The sequence below is a fragment of the Pseudovibrio sp. Ad46 genome, assembly GCF_001623065.1.
Taxonomy (GTDB): Bacteria; Pseudomonadota; Alphaproteobacteria; order Rhizobiales; family Stappiaceae; genus Pseudovibrio.
On record NZ_LMCG01000050.1, the window covers coordinates 32,880 to 48,463 of the forward strand.

Annotated in this window: 13 protein-coding genes; 7 read left to right on the forward strand and 6 right to left on the reverse strand. The window is 51.6% G+C overall.

Going from position 1 to position 15,584, the window contains the following annotated elements; translation table 11 throughout:
* The first annotated feature begins 48 nt into the window (after positions 1-48).
* The 7 genes from fabG to PsAD46_RS14840 all read left to right on the forward strand — a co-directional run bounded on the left by fabG (position 49) and on the right by PsAD46_RS14840 (position 7,596).
* The gene (gene fabG / locus PsAD46_RS14810) at positions 49-786 is read left to right on the forward strand and encodes a 3-oxoacyl-[acyl-carrier-protein] reductase (protein ID WP_063307244.1); all 738 of its coding nucleotides are present in this window, start codon (positions 49-51) and stop codon (positions 784-786) included.
* Between the two features lie 274 nt (positions 787-1,060).
* A complete protein-coding gene (locus tag PsAD46_RS14815; RefSeq protein WP_008551920.1) occupies positions 1,061-1,297 on the forward strand; it encodes an acyl carrier protein in 237 nt (78 codons plus the stop codon).
* Positions 1,298-1,450: 153 nt separating this feature from the next.
* A complete protein-coding gene (gene fabF, locus PsAD46_RS14820) occupies positions 1,451-2,716 on the forward strand; it encodes a beta-ketoacyl-ACP synthase II (RefSeq protein WP_057460955.1) in 1,266 nt (421 codons plus the stop codon).
* A gap of 192 nt (positions 2,717-2,908) precedes the next feature.
* Positions 2,909-4,084 (forward strand): endolytic transglycosylase MltG, encoded by a 1,176-nt coding sequence (gene mltG / locus PsAD46_RS14825; protein ID WP_063291852.1) that lies wholly within the window; start codon positions 2,909-2,911, stop codon positions 4,082-4,084.
* Between the two features lie 246 nt (positions 4,085-4,330).
* Positions 4,331-5,221: a YicC/YloC family endoribonuclease gene (locus PsAD46_RS14830; RefSeq protein ID WP_063307245.1), complete on the forward strand. Its 891-nt coding sequence runs from the start codon at positions 4,331-4,333 to the stop codon at positions 5,219-5,221.
* Between the two features lie 92 nt (positions 5,222-5,313).
* On the forward strand, positions 5,314-6,006 hold the full coding sequence (gene gmk / locus PsAD46_RS14835; protein WP_063291854.1) for a guanylate kinase: 693 nt from the start codon (positions 5,314-5,316) through the stop codon (positions 6,004-6,006).
* 210 nt (positions 6,007-6,216) lie between these two features.
* Complete coding sequence (locus PsAD46_RS14840) at positions 6,217-7,596, forward strand: multicopper oxidase family protein (RefSeq protein ID WP_063291855.1); 1,380 nt, start codon at positions 6,217-6,219, stop codon at positions 7,594-7,596.
* Between the two features lie 85 nt (positions 7,597-7,681).
* Here PsAD46_RS14840 and rsmA read toward each other — a convergent pair whose 3' ends face one another.
* The 6 genes from rsmA to lptF form a co-directional block, all read right to left on the reverse strand.
* Positions 7,682-8,521, reverse strand: coding sequence for a 16S rRNA (adenine(1518)-N(6)/adenine(1519)-N(6))-dimethyltransferase RsmA (gene rsmA, locus PsAD46_RS14845; RefSeq protein ID WP_063307246.1), 840 nt, complete (start codon positions 8,519-8,521; stop codon positions 7,682-7,684).
* Positions 8,521-9,537 (reverse strand): 4-hydroxythreonine-4-phosphate dehydrogenase PdxA, encoded by a 1,017-nt coding sequence (gene pdxA / locus PsAD46_RS14850; RefSeq protein ID WP_063304766.1) that lies wholly within the window; start codon positions 9,535-9,537, stop codon positions 8,521-8,523. The genes rsmA and pdxA overlap by 1 nt, the downstream gene beginning before the upstream one ends.
* Before the next feature lie 34 nt (positions 9,538-9,571).
* Positions 9,572-10,513, reverse strand: a complete 942-nt coding sequence (locus PsAD46_RS14855) for a SurA N-terminal domain-containing protein (protein ID WP_063291857.1) — start codon at positions 10,511-10,513, stop codon at positions 9,572-9,574.
* A 208-nt stretch (positions 10,514-10,721) separates the two neighbouring features.
* Entirely contained in the window at positions 10,722-13,124 is a 2,403-nt protein-coding gene (locus PsAD46_RS14860; RefSeq protein ID WP_063307247.1) for an LPS-assembly protein LptD, read from the reverse strand.
* Entirely contained in the window at positions 13,124-14,215 is a 1,092-nt protein-coding gene (gene lptG / locus PsAD46_RS14865; RefSeq protein WP_063307248.1) for an LPS export ABC transporter permease LptG, read from the reverse strand. The genes PsAD46_RS14860 and lptG overlap by 1 nt, the downstream gene beginning before the upstream one ends.
* Entirely contained in the window at positions 14,215-15,408 is a 1,194-nt protein-coding gene (gene lptF / locus PsAD46_RS14870) for an LPS export ABC transporter permease LptF (RefSeq protein ID WP_208981860.1), read from the reverse strand. The genes lptG and lptF overlap by 1 nt, the downstream gene beginning before the upstream one ends.
* Positions 15,409-15,584 lie beyond the last annotated feature (176 nt).

Sequence of the window (15,584 nt, forward strand, 5' to 3'; positions counted from 1 at the left end):
CCCTATGAGCTTTCTTCAAACGGATTTTAAGCCGAGGAGACCAACGGCATGTTCAATTTAGAAGGTAAAAGCGCACTCGTAACCGGCGCGACCGGTGGTATCGGTGAAGCGATTGCACGCGCACTTCATGCGCAAGGCGCAACTGTAACTCTGTCCGGCACTCGCGAAGCGAAGCTGGAAGCGCTGGCATCTGATCTGGGCGATCGCGTTCACATTAAGGCTGCGAACCTGTCTGACCGTGACAGCGTTGATGCGCTTGTACCAGCTGCTGAAGAAATGATGGGCGCTCTCGATATCCTCGTGAACAACGCTGGTATCACCCGTGACAACATCTTCATGCGTATGAAAGACGAAGAATGGGATCAGGTTCTTGAAGTGAACCTGTCCGCAACGTTCCGCATCTGCCGTGCTGCAATCAAAGGCATGATGAAGCGTCGTCAGGGCCGCATTATCGGAATTACCTCTGTTGTTGGTGTGACCGGCAACGCAGGTCAGGTGAACTATTCTGCTGCAAAAGCTGGCATGATTGGCATGTCCAAGTCTTTGGCGCAGGAAGTGGCGTCTCGTAAGATCACCGTAAACACAATTGCTCCAGGTTTCATCTCAACCGCGATGACCGACGAGCTGAACGAAAAGCAGCGCGAATCGATCCTGGGCAACGTTCCAGCTGGTCGTTTGGGTACTGCTGAAGAAATCGCAGGTGCAGCTGTTTATCTCGCAAGTGATGAAGCAGCGTACGTTACCGGTCAGACACTGCACGTGAATGGCGGTATGGCGATGATTTAACGAAGAAATACGCAGTCAGTCCGATCCTCTTACAAATGGGGCAATCACTACTGGCGGCTGGTAAACCAGTGCTAATTGTGCTAGGAACCCGCCGATTAGAAGTGACCTCTTGGAAAGAGGAACGGAAAAGCTGCGGTTTTCTTTGGAAGCGGCTTAACATATGGGCCGTTGCGTCTTTTCAAAAGAACCAGAGTATGCAACACGGGAGCCGAGTGAAACAAGGCCCCGCGAAGCGGACCGAAACACTACCTTGAAAACCAATTGAGGACTTAAAATGAGCAATGTTGCAGAGCAGGTAAAGAAGATCGTTGTCGAACACCTCGGCGTAGAGGCTGACAAGGTCGTTGAATCTGCAAGCTTCATCGACGATCTTGGTGCAGACAGCCTGGACACCGTTGAACTGGTAATGGCTTTCGAAGAAGCATTTGGCGTTGAAATCCCGGACGATGCTGCTGAAACCATTCAGTCCGTTGGCGATGCTGTAAAGTTCATCGAATCCAAACAGGGCTAATCCTGTTTCAAAAAGCTAGGCACGCGGTGGGTCATTTGCGCTCGCCGCGCCTGTTTCCTTTTCAGCTGCATGCCTGTCGCAGAGAATGACGCTTATGTCTTCCGGTACGACACAAAGGGCTGGCAGCGCCAATCTAATTAAAGTGCAGGAAATATGCGTCGAGTCGTTATCACAGGCATTGGCATGGTTAGCCCACTGGGCAGCAGTGCAGAAATCTCTTGGCAGCGAATTCTTGAAGGTAAGAGCGGTGCACGGCGCATCGAGGGCTTCGAAATTGAAGACCTTCAAACCAAAATCGCCTGTCAGGTACCACTTGGCGATGGAACCGATGGAACCTTCAATCCAGACGATTTCATGCTCCCAAAAGAACAGCGTAAAGTAGATGACTTCATCATTTATGCTGTCGCAGCTGCCGACCAGGCAATTGCAGATTCGGGATGGAATCCAGAAACCGAAGAAGAGCAGAACCGTTCCGGTACCCTGATTGGGTCTGGAATTGGCGGTCTTCAGGGTATCGCTGAAACAGCTATTATGATGGAAGAGAAGGGCCCGCGTCGTGTTAGTCCGTTCTTTATTCCTGGCCGCTTGATCAACCTTGCAAGCGGTTATGTGTCCATCAAGCATAAACTCAAAGGCCCGAACCACTCAGTGGTTACAGCTTGTTCCACTGGTGCGCACGCTATTGGCGATGCTGCCCGTCTGATCGCATTGGATGATGCAGACGTTATGGTTGCTGGCGGCACTGAGAGCACAATCTGCCGTTTGGGCATTGCCGGGTTTAACGCCTGTAAAGCACTGTCTACTGGTTACAACGATGAGCCAGAAAAAGGTTCTCGTCCCTACGATAAAGACCGCGATGGCTTTGTCATGGGCGACGGTTCTGGCGTTGTTGTTCTCGAAGAATACGAGCACGCTGTTGCGCGCGGTGCGAAAATCTACGCTGAAGTTGTTGGTTACGGTCTGTCCGGTGATGCATACCACATCACGGCACCGGCATCCGATGGCGACGGTGGGTACCGTTGTATGAAAGCTGCGCTGAAACGTGCTGGCATTTCTCTCGGTGATGTTGATTACGTCAACGCACACGGCACCTCAACACCTCTGGGTGATGAGATTGAGCTGGGTGCAGTTGAGCGTTTGGCTGGTGATGATGCCGGGTCTTTGACCATGTCATCCACCAAATCTGCAACCGGCCACCTGTTGGGTGCCGCTGGTGCAGTAGAGGCAATCTTCACCGCTTTGGCGATCCGTGATCAGATTGCTCCACCAACGATCAACCTTGAAAATCCATCAGTTGAAACTGAGATTGACTTGGTCCCTAATAAAGCCAAGAAGATGGAGATTAATTATGCTCTGTCTAACTCATTTGGCTTTGGCGGCACAAACGCGTCTCTGGTTCTCAAAAAAGTCGAGTCATAACTCGCTTTCTTGATCAAGAAATAAAAGGGCCAGACTCCGCATGGCGGAATCTGGCCTTTTATATTGCGGCTCCCGAATGGGTTAGGCTCTGTAATGAGTATTTAAAGCGTATCTGCGAAAAGTGGGCATCGGTTTTCGCTAAGGATACGCTAGTAATGGAGTGCTGTAAGTGCTCCCGTATAGAGGGTTACAATGGCTCAATCGCCTGAAGACAACTCAAATGGGCCTCAAGATCAGTCCGATCTTCATATTCAGCCGGGTGGGCAATCTGCACCGCGGAGTCCCAGCCGCGCTATTCAGCCAGAAGCTGCACCACCACCTCCGCCGCGTTCCCGTCATGCACGCAATCCAGTCGTCATAACCATCAACTTTCTGCTTTCCATAGCTGTACTCGGCATTATCGTTGCCGGCGCTGCGCTTTATTGGGGGAAGGGCGAGTTTGACGCCACCGGTCCGCTGACAGAAGAGAAAATCTTCATTGTCGCGAGTGGCATGAGCCTGCCGCAGATTGCTGCGAAGCTGGAAGACGAAGGCGTCATTACCAATTCACTCGTATTTGAAGCTGGCACCCGCCTGTTCAAAAATGAGAACAAGATCAAAGCAGGTGAGTACGAGTTTCCACTAGGGATCTCCATGAAGACCGTCATGGAAGATCTTGTCGGTGGCCGTGCTGTGTACCACTCCGTAACCTTCCCGGAAGGCTGGAGTAGCGCTCAGATCATCAACCGCCTGAATGCAAACAAGATCCTGACCGGTGAAATCTCTGCAATCCCAGCAGAAGGCTCACTGCTGCCAGAAACTTATACATTCACCCGCGGAACCACGAAGGCGCGCATTATCGAGCAGATGGAAAAGGCGATGAATGATCACATCGCTCGCATCTGGGAAAAGCGCTCTCAGGGTTTGCCGATTGATACGCCAGAACAACTCGTGATCCTTGCCTCTATAGTAGAGAAGGAAACGTCCAAAGTGGATGAGCATCCGCGCGTTGCCTCTGTCTTCGTTAATCGCCTGCGCAAGGGCATGCCGTTGCAGTCTGATCCAACGATCCTTTACGGCTTGTTTGGTGGCGATGCCTGGACAAAAGATCGCTCTGCGATCACGCGCTCCATGCTCAAAGAAAAGAACCCTTACAACACCTACCAGATCAAAGCACTGCCTCCGGGGCCAATCGGCAACCCGAGTGCTGCGGCTCTGGAAGCAGTCGCAAACCCTGCTCGCACAAAGGACCTCTACTTTGTTGCCGACGGAACGGGTGGCCATGCCTTCGCTGAAAGCTATAAACAGCATCAGCGTAATGTAGCCAACTGGCGTAAGGTTGAAAAAGAGATCCGTGCCAGACAGGCTGCGGAAAAGAAAAAGAACTGATCTGCAAACCTTGCAGGACAAAATGAGAAAAACCTGCCCAGTTGAAACACCGGGCAGGTTTTTTTGCTGAAAGCAAGCGTCATGCCTGAAAGATGCATACTGGTTTTCAGATTAGGTTAGGCGCAAAGGCCGGGGCAACGACATACCTCATGGGCATGGACCGATTTCACGGGTAAGCTCAGGGCCAGCAAATATTGAATGAGAACGCCAACACACAGGCGGTGTTCAGATGAGGAGTTTCAAGGGATGGCACTGGCGAGCATGACCGGCTTTGCGCGCGTGGAAAGCAGCTATGAAGAGACGCGCTGGGTGTGGGAACTCCGTTCCGTCAATGGCAAAGGCATGGATGCCCGCTTGCGCCTGCCTCAGGGGCTGGACGGAGTAGAAGCGGAAGTGCGTAAGCGCCTTGCTGCGAAGCTGAAACGCGGCAACGTCTCTGTAGGCCTGCAGATGCAACGTTCGCAGTCTGATACAGCGCTGGTTGTAAATGAAGACGCTCTTGAGCAAGTACTCAAAGCCATCTCCATTCTGCGGGACCGCCTGCCAGATGCGCCTGAGCCAACACTCGACGGCATTTTGGGCTATAAAGGCGTTTTGGAGTTTGAAGAGGCTGAAGAGAGCGAAGATGAAAAGAACGCTCAGATTGCGGCTCTTCTGTCATCCTTTGATGAAGCACTGAATGAGCTTGTCGAAATGCGCAGAAGCGAAGGCAATGCCATTGCCACTTTGCTGAAGGGCCAGGTCGATACCATTGAGGCTTTGGCCCGGCAAGCTGAAGAACTACCCTCCCGCAGTCCAGAGGCTATTCGCGCCCGTCTTGAAACTCAGGTCAACGAGCTGCTTCAGGCGAGCAGCCAGCTTGATCCTCAGCGCTTGCATCAGGAAGCAGCCGTCCTTGCCACCAAAGCAGACATCCGTGAAGAACTGGATCGCCTTTACGCGCACGTGGAAGCTGTCGGTGACTTGCTTGTTAAAGGTGGAGCCATCGGACGTCGCCTCGACTTCCTGGCACAGGAATTTAACCGCGAAGCAAACACACTTTGTTCAAAGTCCAACAGCGTAGAGCTGACTGCAATCGGGCTGGAACTGAAAACAGTGATCGACCAGCTCCGCGAACAAACTCAAAACATTGAGTGAAGAGGTGCTGCGAAAGTCAGGGATCGGTTTTCGCAGCAGAACATGAAGACAAACGCTTGAAGTGCAGATAAGCAAAAGAAGACAAAATCAATATGACCTCTAAAAAATCAGATGCGACAACCGTATCAGCTCAGGATATCGAAGAGGCGCGCCGCGGCTTCATGCTGGTGTTAGCTGCGCCCTCCGGAGCTGGGAAGGGAACGATCGCAAACAAACTGCTGGCTGATGATGACAAACTGGCGCTCTCTGTGTCAGCAACGACCCGTCAACGCCGCGCAGCCGAAGAGCATGGCGTTCATTACTACTTTCTCGAAACGGATGAGTTCGAACGCAAGATCAAAGCCAACGAACTTCTGGAATGGGCCAAGGTCCACGACAACTATTACGGCACCCCGCGTGAGCCGGTTGATGCCAGCCTGAACGCAGGTAAGGACATCCTGTTTGATATTGATATCGCAGGCGTACGCCAGCTGCAGGAACAGGCCGGAGAAGACGTTGTTGCCATCTTCGTTTTGCCGCCATCAATCGCAGAAATGCACGCCCGTTTGACGGGCCGTGGAGATGACGATGACGCAGCCATCAAGCGCCGCATGAAGACCGCGATTGACGAGGTCTCCGGTTGGCAGGAGTTTGACTATATCATCGTAAATGATGACCTGGATAAAGCCGTTGCAACAGTGCAGTCAATCATCGCCAGTGAACGTCTGAAACGGGTTCGCTTGCCAAAGCTCTCCGGGAAAATGGAAGGTATGATTGCCGACCTGAAGTCCACCATTGCTGAATAATCAGACAAGAACAATGCAAAATCTTGTAAATTCAGAATGTTGACGTGGTTTTGTGATTCAAACTATTAGCTACTTGAATCAAATTATGAGCCAGATACAAGCAGGGCGTTATTTGCAAGAGCAGGTGCCCTGCAAAACAGCAGCCGTCGTGAGTGAATAGCCATTGACCAGCCAAGTACAGAGACGGGCTGAACTTGAGGACAAAGAGCGATGATCACACGACGTCAGGCGCTGAAAGGCGCTTTGTTTGGCGGGGCTGCTGTTGCTGGTGGCTTGGCTGGCGCCTCCAGCCTTTGGGCCGTTCCAAAACGACATGACATGATTGCACGCAACATCGATCATCAATTGATGAGCGGTGCACCTGCAACGAAAAACATGTTCACCTTTGGGGATGCAATGCCACCAACCCTGCGCGTAAAGCAGGGGCAGCCGTTCCACAGTCGCCTCATCAACAAACTGCAAGAGCCAACGACGATCCATTGGCATGGCATGCGCCTGCCCAATGATATGGACGGCGTGGCATTCCTGACCCAGCACTACGTGTATACCGACGATCATTTCGATTATCGCTTCACACCACATGATGCAGGTACATTCTGGTATCACCCGCACTGCAACTCGCTGGAACAGCTGTCTTACGGCATGACTGGCCTGATGATCGTGGAAGAGGATGAAGATCCGGGGTTCGATCATGACATCCCGGTGAACCTGCGCGACTTCCGCCTTGGCAGTGATGGTCAGTTCATCAAACTGTTCCAGCCACGCAAATCCGCGCGAGCAGGGACATTTGGAACACTCCGCACGTCCAACTGGCAATCTGCGCCAGTTATGGATGTAAAAGCCGGTTCCCTTGTCCGCCTGCGCCTGTGCGTTACTGATGTAACTCGCATTTACAAACTGTCCTTCCCACAAGGCACGGATGCAAAGATCATCGCCATGGATGGCAATCCGGTTGAACCATTTGCAGTCAACAAGCTGGCATTGGGGCCGGGGCAGCGTGCGGACATCGCAATGCGCATTCCAGATGGAGAAGGGGAGCAAATTGAGCTGACCAACTTCTCTTCGTCCTCTCCATGGCCGGTGCTGTCACTGAGAGCGATCGGGCAATCCTTGAACCGCGACCTGCGTGAGATCAAACCGTTGCCAGCCAATCCGATCCCGCAGCCTGATCTGAAAAACGCGGAGTACATCCCGCTGGAGTTCTCAGCCACAGCAGAAAAACGACCAGCCAATCCAATCTGCGGAAGACTGGGATTCTCATTCTGGGCGGTCAACAAAGAGGCATGGCAAGGCGCAGAGCGCGGCCCATTAGATCCGGTGCAAGTTCTAAAGCGCGACAAGTCTTATGTGTTCGAGTTCATCAACCGAACCCCGCACACGCACCCGATCCATATCCACGGCATGACCTTCCAGCTCCTCAAGAGCAACAAACGCCAGCTCGCCCCATGGTGGACCGACACCGCGCTCGTGCTGCCAGACGAACGCGTTCAAGTCGCCGTGCGCCCGGACTACGAAGGCGACTGGCTCATGCACTGCCACATCATAGAACACCAGGAAAGCGGCATGACCGCCTTCATGCGCGTGGAGTAAAATCACTTCTGCGAAGACACCCAAAAGCCCTGAGCTCGGATAAGATCTCAGGGCTTTATCATGTTAGAAACTGAACGAGCTTGCTCTAGTCCTTGTCAAAAGCATGTGCCAGGGCAATGAAGCCGGTCACGTCGATCTCTTCTGCTCGGGCAGTTGGCTTGAGGCCGGCAGCTTCGATACGATCCTCCGCATCTGGCTTAAGGCCTTTTAAGCTTGCTCTGAGCATTTTACGGCGCTGACCAAAGGCATGAGCGGTTACTCGCTCTAACGCTTTCAAAGGGCACTCCAGAGGCTTCTCGCGCGGGTGTAGTTGCACAACAGCGGACGTCACCTTTGGTGGAGGGGTGAAAGCCTTTGGGTTCAGATCAAAAAGTATATCCGTATGACACCGCCAGTTTGCCAAAACACCGAGGCGGCCATAGGCTTTATTGCCTGTTTCAGCAACAATGCGCTGTCCGACTTCTTTCTGGAACATCAATGTTAGAGAGTCCCAAAACGGAGGCCATTCCTCTGTTGTCAGCCACCCAAGCAGGAGTTGCGTACCCACATTGTAAGGCAGGTTAGCGATAATCTTGATCGGGCCGTCAGCAAGCTCAGCAGGATTGTACTTGAGGGCATCACCCTCAATCACTTCCAGCTTGCCATTGTAGTGCTCTGAAATCTGAGAAAGCACAGGCAGGCATCGCGTGTCTTTCTCAATCGCAACCACCTTCTTGGCACCAGCTGCAAGCAAGGCGCGTGTCAAACCACCGGGGCCTGGGCCAACTTCAACAACGGTGCAGTTGCTCAGATCCCCGGCACTGCGGGCGATGCGCGAGGTAAGGTTGAGGTCCAGAAGAAAATTCTGACCAAGGGATTTGCGGGCATCGAGCCCATGCTCTGCAATCACCTCACGCAGAGGTGGCAGATCATCAATTTGTGCCATTAAACGAGCTCAGGTTGTGCGAGGGCTGCTGCAAGGCGCAGGGAAGCCATCAAGCTGTTTGGAGAGGCCTTATTCGTTCCCGCAATGGAAAATGCGGTTCCGTGATCAGGTGATGTGCGCACATAGGGGAGGCCGAGTGTCACATTCACAGCTTCATCAAAGGCCAGAGTTTTGACAGGAATGAGCGCCTGATCATGATACATGGCTACAGCCACATCATAGGTATCCAGCGCTTCACTGTGGAACATGGTGTCAGCGGGCAAAGGACCACGAGCATCTATGCCTTCACTGCGCAGTTGGGCAATAGCTGGAGAAATTGTTTCGATCTCTTCCGTCCCCATAGCGCCACCTTCACCTGCATGAGGGTTGAGACCTGCAATCGCGATACGTGGTGAGGCAATGCCAAACCGTTCGATCATGTCTTTGTTGATGGCCCGGCAACGGTCGACGATGAGATCCTTCGTCACCAGCTTTGGTACGTCCACTATTGGAACATGGACCGTAAGCGGAACAGCCATCAGCTCAGGACCAGCCAACAACATGATTGGTTCCACGTCCTTGTCCCAGTAGGTTTTCGCCAGATCGCCAAGAAATTCGGTGTGACCCGGATGATGAAAACCAGCGTCATAAAGGATTTTCTTGGAGATAGGGTTGGTGACAACCGCTGAAGCCCTGCCATCCTTCACATGCCGTACCGCAGTCTCGATGGATTCGATGACAAGAGCAGCATTTGTGCCAGAAGGAGCGCCGGGACTAACCTGGACCGGGCCAGAGAGAGGAACCACCGGAAGAGCCTCATCAAAACAGTCACATGCGGCTTCTGGTTCCACCACTTTAATTGGGATTTTCAATCCGAGATGCTTTGCGCGGGCTTTGAGGAGCTCTGGATCGCATAGGACGTAGAACGGCTGAACAGCTTGTTCAAAGCGAACTTTCCACGTTTTAAGCGTAATATCAGGTCCAATACCTGCAGGCTCGCCCATTGTCAGGGCGAGCGCCAATTTCACTCTGCGCATAATAAAAAAACATCTCCTGCTGCTGATCAGGCGATCAACGCTGCTCGATTACAGCATTGGAGCGCAGGTCACGAAGGTAACGGCGAGAAAGCTGTTGCCCTTTTTTATTCCGCAACTCGCCCTCGATAGTGCTTCGCGCAGTCGCATCACTGTTGATTGTCTCTTTACCACAAAGAGCAATCATCTCAAATCCGGAGTCTACAGGGGTAGGCGCTGTGACGCGGCCGATAGAGATTTTATTCAGCTTTTGCACGAAGGCTGCTGGCAGATCAGTTTCAAGGCGTTTGCCGATTGGACGCACGATGACTTCATTCAAACCGGATGCAATGCGCGTTCCTTCTTCACAAGATGTGAAGCGGGCTCGAAGCTTCTTCATTTCAGTGACGCGCTTGTTTTTGAAGGACTTGCTGGACTTCTTCGGGACGACAAAAATGATGCGCTGCAGATCGTATTCAACGCTGGTCGCGCCATTGTCATCTTTGTTTTCTTTGCCCTGAAGCGCAGCAATCACGTCTGACTCATTAATCCGAACGGTCGCGCGAAATCGCTGCATGACAACTTCAGACCAGGAAATTTCAGCACGAAGGCGATTTTTCAGTGTGCGAGGATTAACGCCGCTTTGAGAAAGCGCTTGCTTGAATTGAGAAGGCGAGAGTTTAACACGCTGTGCGATTGTTGCAAAAGCATCATCAACTTTCTTGTCAGCGATTGAAACTCCGACCCGTTTTGCTTCCTCAAGCTTCAGCGCTTCATCAATCAGCTCATCCTTAGCTTTCCTTTTGGCAACGCTGGACGGTGCCCGTGTGGTGAGCGTGATAAGCTTTGACCGCTGTTGCAGTTCATAACTGGTAATCGGACGGCCATTGACGACAGCAACGATTTTACTTGCGGCTTCCGCAGAAGTAAGCATCGGACCAAGTGGCGCCAGCATGCTGGCAGCGACAACAAGCGAAGCACAGAAGCGAGTAAGTTTCATTTTGTTAAGCTCTCCGTCCCAAAGGCGATTGCCCTCAATGGACGCTCCCTAGATAGCACTGGTGCATATTTGGCACAGCTTGACTCAAATTAGAAGGGTGCAGCCCGGAAAAATTTATTCAAACTAATAATAACAAATGTAGGCGACATTCTGTCATGCCTCTGGCTATTTCCTGTGCACAGCCAGAGGTTTAAGCTTATATACTTACTCAATCATTTGGGGATGAGTCAGAAGTTGAGGTCGAAAGGCTGGTATCACCAATGGTTCTGAGACCGAATCGGAAGAAGAAGATCCGCTCTACGGGCTCACCATTGTTCCGACTTCTGTCCTCGCCGTAGGAGAGTGAAGCAGAGAAACCTTCGTCGTCATAACCAAGACCAACAGTGTCCTGAACAATGTTCTCGTTGATCATGTCATAACGCAGTGAACCGAAGACACGCCAGTTTTCCTGCAAGTTCAGATTTAAGGCACCAACAAGTTCAGAGCGCTGTTCATCAATCCCAGCGTCTGGACGCTCTGCCAAATAGGCATAGGACAGAACTGTCGAAGCTGGACCATAACGACCACTCGCGCTGACTTCTGCACGTTCTACACCGAAGTCATGTTCGCTAAAGCGTGCATTGCCGCCGACGCGGAAGCCAGTATTGGTGTCGAAATATAGGCTCGTAACGTAGTCAGAACCTGTGGTCTGCAGGCCAGAGTCGCCAGTTGAATCTAGAATGCCTGGGACTGAATAAGAATTCCGTCCTGCAAGCTGGAAAGAACGACCAAACAAACCACTGATGAACGACCCTTTGTCGAACTGAAGCTTATACTGCAAACCTAAGTTTGCACGAGTGCCACCCTCGTTACGATCGAAGCCTGAGAATTTATCCCACTCAAACAGTGTGGAAGCGTCAAACACGATGGATTGTGCATCTTCGTTTGGCAATTCCCCAATTTCCGCCTCGTTTGGACGAACAATGATCTGCGCAATCGGCTCAATTACCTGATTGCCACCTTTGAATGTTGCAAGGAATGGATAACGATATTCCAAGCCAATCGCAGGCATTCCGCGGAAGACAACTGCTTCATCGGAAAGTGCGGTGACATCATGGTCAGCATTAGCGAGGAAATACAGGTTGGTCTTTGCATAGGCAAACGGCGTGAACACCTGACCAATCGGATCGATAAGTGTGCGCTGCCAAGTCAGGTTTGCGCTTAGACGACTAAACGTACCTTCAACACCACGGAAGCGGTTTTGGCCATTCACAGAGAAGGCGTCAGTTGTCTGGCGTGTCAGACTTGTGAGGTTGCCATCGTAGTTTAGTTGTCCACCAACGACAGACTTCTCAAAATAAATGGCATTGTCTATGACAGGATGAACAAAAGGCTGCTTCTCTTGAAGGTCTGCATTGACCTGAGAGAATGGCCCAATTGGATTCATCGGCTGCGTTGGGCTTGGGTTGTCTTCCTGCGAAATCTGGAAGGCATATGCATTTGCGTCAAAGAGATTCCGCTTTGTTTGACCATTCAAGAAAAGCTTGGAAACTTCCTGAGCGCTACCAAATCGTGCAAACCCATAGTCCTCGCGGAATGCCCGATCTGTTGCATAAGTAATGTCCCAACCGGCTTCCCAGCGTTGACTCAGATCGAAGCTTCCGTCCGTGTTGACAATGAAGCGACCACGTACATCGCCGCTGGAGCCATTAAAGGCACTTGGGTCTGCTTGAGAGATCCCGCCAAGTGAAACATTGTAGGAACCAGTATCAAACTGTTGCCGCCAATCCAGCTGGCCCAATACACCCTGCTGCGTGAGCGGCGTGAGTGTCACGGTTAGATCGTATGTTGGCGAAAGGGACCAGTAATACGGAATCGCGGCACCAAAACCGAGGCGATTCTTGGTAACAAAGCGCGGAAGTAGGAAGCCAGATTTACGGCCGACTGATGGATCTGCGATTGAGAAGTAAGGGATCTTGGCGATCGTATTTCCGAACAGCTCAATGGAAGCACCCTCAAAATAGATGCGTTGCTTTTGCTGATTGTGAATGATTGTTGTTGATTTGATCCGCCATAACGGTGGCTTGGGAGCCTTCTTATAGACAGAATAAGTGCCATTCCTCAGTGTGGTAACGTTGTCATTAGAGCGCTCAGCGCTCTCGGCAACGAAATGCGTAAACTGAGGAGTGTCAATCTGCAAAGCATTGACGAAACCCTCAGAGAAGTCATCACTCAAAGTCAGATTGTCTGCGAGTATGAGATTGCCATCAGGCTCTGTCATTTCCACATTGCCGTGCGCAGAAAATTTGCCGTCCTTACGATTATAAGTCACACGATCTGCGAGCAATGTGTAGTTGTCAAAATAGATCTCAACACTACCCGTCGCGATAATGACGTCATTGTCAAAATCATAGCGAAGCTCTTTAGCTTCAAGCAACATTGGTTGAGATGTGTCGACAGCCTGCTGGGCAGACTGTGAAAGGTCGATCTGCGCAACTGCAGGCGCGCTGAGGACCGCAAGGCCAGCGCCGCACAGCAGAGCAACTGCAGAGACAGTGCGAAGGTATTCTGGCGATACGCAGCCAGCACCAACTCGCTTGATTTTCTGTTTCAGGATCAAGGCCGAACCCATCAACCATCCTCCTGATTCAACAGAATTGTAAAACCCATAAGAACCCCAAATACGCCAGGTGCCCATGCTGCAACCGTTGTGGGAACGATTCCAGCACCGCCCAGATCCTTTGAGACTTCGGAAACGGCATAAAGCACGAAACCAGCAATAATGCCCCAAACGATCAAGCGGCCAATCCCCCCAAAACGCGATACACGCAGCGAAACAGCAGCAGCAATGACAATCATTGCCACAAGTAACAGGGGTTTGGCTAGAAGAGTCTGATATTGTAAAGAATACCTATACGCGGGTAGTCCAGCCCTTTGGGATAACTCAATAAAGCGTGGAAGACTCCAAAAACTAATAGATTCCGGCGAACCTATGCTCTCCTTGACCTCCGTCGGGGTCAAAAAAGTACTGACAGAGTAGTTCCCATAATGCTGTGGATCAGTGTCTACAGCATAGACAACAGCATCAGTTAGCCGCCACATGCCCTCAGCTAGGACGGCGCGCCGTGCTTCGATTCTCTCTGAGAACTGGCCTTGGCGATCAAAAGAGAAGATCGTGACACCATTGAGTGACGCACCTTGCCCGCTGGTGTGGCGTGCATGAAGAACTGACTCACCATCGGTGCCGTTCTGCCTGAGCCAAACCTCTCCAGACCCTTCGAGCAAATAGGTTTGCTCCACACTGAACAAGCCCTCTGCCACCTCATCTGATTTTTGCTGCAGATATACAGCACCAGGATTGTAACCAATCACAGCAGCAACGCCTATGAACAGGCCAGTCAGAAGAGCAGGGGCAGTAAACTGCCAGACCGAAATACCAGCCGCACGTGCGACCACCAGCTCAAGGCTTCTGGAGAGCGTAACAAACGCCCAGATGGAGCCAAAAAGGACGGCAAACGGAATAACCTGTTCAAGCAAAAGTGGAACGCGCAAGGCAGAAATCGCAGCAATACGCAGAAGAGAAAACCCTTCACGATCGCCACCACGGCGAACAAGCTCAAGCACGTCAAACAGCAAGATCAAAACGGCAGCAAACAGAAAGAGGGCCAGAATTGACTTCATAAACCGTTTGGATATGTAAAGACTAAGCGTTCTTCCGGTCATTACAGTCCTGCTGTCCCTTGGTTCTTGCGGCCTACCAGTTTGGAGAACACACGACCAATGCCATTAAAGAGGCTTTGTGTTCCATCGACCAGACGCTGAACAAACCAAGGTCTTCTGTTCAGGCTAATGGACCACGCAGCAAGCGCAATTGCGATTATTGGGATTGCGTAGAGCAATGGGAACATATCAGGAGCCGAACTCACGATGAGCGTTGCGCCAAAACCTGCTGTTCTCAGCAGGGTCGCAACTGCGATTGTTGTTGTTATTGCAAGGCCTTGGTCCTGACGAGTGGTCTTGGGAGAACCCAGGAAAGCATAGATGATCAGACCAAAGGCAATGGGGTAAAGCGGGACACTTAAACGGTCGTGGAATTCCACAACTAGCTTGTCCCAATGCTTTGCAGCGTAAGAATCATCAGGGCTTGCACTCAGCAATTCGAAGGTTGGACGCTCACTTGCCTTGAATGTTGGCTCGCGAGCTTCGGGAATCATCGAGGACAAATCGAAGCCATAACTCTCAAAGCTGACGATGGACATATCCTGCCCACCTTTCGGGCGGCGTTGGATCGTTCCATCAAGCATGACAAGTAGTGTTTTGTCCGCAGCCTCGATAATCCGACCAGTCTCAGCCGTATAGGTGAATGAGGTTTCTGGATCGCGGGCATCATCCAGTAAGAGACCTTCAAGGATCCCATCACCGCTTCTGTTGCGGATATGGAAGGTCAGATTCTCTTCGATCGGAATGAAACGTCCAGGCTTGATGATGTTGGCAACCAAATCAACACGCACGCGCGTCAACTCACTGCGCAATTCCGCCAAGCCTGTCGGGGACAGATACATGGACAGGAAATACATCAGGGCTGTGATCGTGAGTGAAAACACCATGATTGGCCGGAGAACAAGCAACTTGGAAGCGCCCGAAGCGTTGATGACAATAAGCTCACTGTCGCGGGACATGCTGTTAAGCACGATTATAAACGCCAGCATCATTGCGAAGGGGGCAACGATCAGGATGAGGAAAGGCAGAGCCAATGCAGTGATGTAACCAAACTGCAAAAGGGTCTGGCCTTTTGAGGTGACCAGATCCAGCTGGCGCAGCGCTTGGGTGGACCAGACGACGCCAGTCATGGCGGCCAGTGTCACAATAAAGGCGGTAAAGCTGCGTTTGACGATGTAGCGTTCAATAGTTTTCATTGTGCCGTGCAACAGAACCTTTTCTTGTTCGTTATGGGGGAGGCCAAGCCGCAAAATGATTCAAGTCCACTCAATAACACGGAATACGGCAGAAAGCCGGATCACCGGATCTTTTAATGAATAAACTCGCAAGTTTCTTCACATAGCCTTGAAACGGGACCATTATCGCGCCATGT